3 protein-coding genes are annotated in these 2,886 nt (G+C 39.8%); all 3 read right to left on the reverse strand.

Features of this window, described 5'->3' with window-relative positions:
- Positions 1–264: 264 nt before the first annotated feature.
- From AC0KTX_RS16530 to AC0KTX_RS16540, 3 genes are read right to left on the reverse strand one after another with little or no spacing between them, the layout of a single operon-like run.
- Positions 265–1,002 carry an ABC transporter permease gene (locus tag AC0KTX_RS16530; protein ID WP_474253140.1) on the reverse strand — a complete coding sequence of 246 codons (738 nt, stop codon included), beginning with the start codon at positions 1,000–1,002 and terminating at the stop codon, positions 265–267.
- 12 nt (positions 1,003–1,014) lie between these two features.
- Positions 1,015–1,758 (reverse strand): ABC transporter permease, encoded by a 744-nt coding sequence (locus AC0KTX_RS16535; protein ID WP_474253141.1) that lies wholly within the window; start codon positions 1,756–1,758, stop codon positions 1,015–1,017.
- Positions 1,755–2,663: an ABC transporter ATP-binding protein gene (locus tag AC0KTX_RS16540; RefSeq protein ID WP_474253142.1), complete on the reverse strand. Its 909-nt coding sequence runs from the start codon at positions 2,661–2,663 to the stop codon at positions 1,755–1,757. The genes AC0KTX_RS16535 and AC0KTX_RS16540 overlap by 4 nt, the downstream gene beginning before the upstream one ends.
- Positions 2,664–2,886: the final 223 nt, after the last annotated feature.

The following is a 2,886-nucleotide window of genomic DNA, read 5'->3' on the forward strand; positions in this document are numbered from 1 at the left end:
TAATCAAGAAAAAGAGAGCTATTTTAAGAAAAAGATAGACTAAGAGTAACTATGTCCAAAACTCGGGGGTTAATCCGTTGGCAACTCTTACTGGAGTAGCTAAGGGCTGAAAAGCCTGTACAGTAAATATGGTGAAAAGCGTCATTTATTTGATTGAACCGCCGTATACGGAACCGTACGTACGGTGGTGTAAGAGGTCGGGAGTTAGTCACTCCCTCCTACTCGATTTCAACTGAGATGTATATTCACAAGTAAAACTCGAGCTTACTCAAATTCTTTTCTTCTAAAGTGGAGCAACCCTAAGGTAGTAAAAAGAATAAGTAATACGCTAAATACTGAGAACAATTCTTCGTAGGAAGGTCTAAAAAGTTCATAGGCTGGAGACATCATCATCGAGGGCTGAGCCCACGGATAGTAAAAGGCATACGGAGTCTGACTAACCATTAAGACCGGGATCGTCAAGGCAATGTTTACTGTAAGAGGGAGTCCGAAGCTTCTCCAATTAAAGGCCAACCATAGCTGTAATGAAGCGAGCGGTAGAGAAGCTAGCCAGCCAAATAGGCCATATAATACAAAATCTTTTAATACAAACGTTCCCGAGAGATCAACGATGTGACCAATGAAAATATATTGACCGACTAAGGATAGCTGGGTAACGGCCAACAGTAAATATAAAATAAATAATTTAGCGAAATAAAGCTTGATGCGTGAAATGGGAAAGCTTAAAATTTGTTTCCATCCCCCTGTTAAATGATCAAACCTGCATATGGTAACGGCATAGATTCCAACAAGAGTGGGAAGAAAGATCATTCCGTAAAAAATTACAACTTGTGACCATGCTTCAACCCATAAATTATCATCTGGACCGATGAATTCCCTTGCGTTAACAAGGAAATTTCCGACCCCTAGGAAGATGGATAAACTTGGGACGAGAAGGGCTAGAGGCCAAAGAACCGATCGTTTCGTTTTTAAAAGCTCAACTGATAAAATGTTGGAGAACATAGTTCTTCCTCCTTATACGAATTCTTTTTTTCTAAAATGAATAAATCCAACCAGAAGAATCATAAAACCTATGATAAAGCTAGTGCCGACAATGTCCCATGGCAAGCTAGCCATCTCCTGGTTAGGCGAGGGTAGCACTTGCACATAAAATGACCAGGGTAACCATCTTCCTAACGGCAGCTGGCCCCCAAGTATTGCTAGTAAAATTCCCAATGATCCAATCGTGATCGGGATCGCTTGGTTTTGAAAGATAAGCGCTAGCCATAACTGCAAAGCAATAAGTGGAACAGCAGCCAAGAATGGAAGAAGGGAAAATCCGAGAATATACGTCCAAGGAAAAGATTCATTTCCAAGCAGCATGCCTAAGCAAACAATTCCTACTGTTAAAATTAATCCTGAAATGATCGTGAGAACCGTTGACAATGCAAATTTGTTGACGTATATGTGAAATCGTGAAACTGGCATTGAAAAAATAGATTTCCAGCTGTTACCTTGATGTTCTACATTTGCAATGATTGATGTGATGAGTGTTACTTCTAAGGGAATGGCTAGGAGTATGAGGAAAAAGCTAAAGATCCATATTGGGTCCCACATAGTCATGCTATCCTGTTCTACTTGTTGAACAATTGTGTCAAAGCGTAAAAAGATATTTAAAGCATTTGCAATAATTATAATGAATGGTATGATCAACGGAAGCAGCCAAAGCCATGTCCGCTTGTATTTGACCATTTCGGAAGCTATTACTTTGCTCATCATACGGATTCACCCACCCCCGTAAGTTCGATAAAAATATCTTCTAATGATCGTTTCACTTCTTCCAATCTGTACACCCAGAACCCTTCGGAAACAAGTGCATAATTGATTTTACCTACAAGTTCAGGATCTGTGTCCTCCATGACTAATCTAGTGCCCGCAAGCTTTGCATAGTAACCTTGTTCTTTCAGGAAGGCAACTGCTTTTTCTGCCTGATCGACGCCAATGTGCAAAGCTGGTTTACTTTTCTCTTTTAGTACATTGATGGAATCTTGGAAAATTAATTCGCCTTTATTGATGATGCCTACTTGATCGGCCATTTGTTCAATTTCACCTAGTAAATGGCTTGAAACGATGATCGTCATATTGTGTTGTTTCGGCATCGTTTTAATCAGCTCACGTATTTCTTGAATCCCTGCTGGATCAAGGCCGTTTGTCGGCTCATCTAAAATAAGGAGCTTAGGTTGTACGAGTAAAGCGGTTGCAATCCCTAGGCGTTGCTTCATTCCTAGTGAATATTGTTTAACCTTTTTATCTGCTGCTTTTGTCAGTCGGACGATGTTTAGTACTTCAGCTATTCGTTTTTCTGGTACACCTAGTAGCCTGCGGGCGGCTTCCAAATTCTCATATCCCGTTAAATGACCGTAATACGAAGGGGTCTCCACTAACGACCCGACTTTACTTAAAATCTCCATACGATGTTTTGCTAAATCTTTTCCGAATATTTTGACACTCCCTTTAGTCGGTTTGATCAGTCCGAGAAGCATACGAATAGTTGTGCTTTTTCCTGCTCCATTCGGACCTAAAAATCCGTAAATGGAGCCTTCTTTTACGTTTAAATTGACGTTTTTCACCGCATATTGCTTCCCGTATTTCCTCGTTAAGTGACTCGTATTAATGACATCCATCACTTTGTTCCTCCTTCTTACATGTAAAATTCATATATAAAAGGCTGCTAATGGTTAGATTGTCAACCATTTTTCAACAAAAATTCCAAGATAAATGTTTCATTGAGTTAGATTAATATTGTTGATTTGGCAAAACACCTCAAAAAAGAAATGCCTTATTCATAAATAGTTGTCATCCAATCGACTATTCCGAGGTTTTGCTCTTCCCGCAGTTGCTCCACGT

The organism is Aeribacillus sp. JST-2 (genome assembly GCF_056032925.1).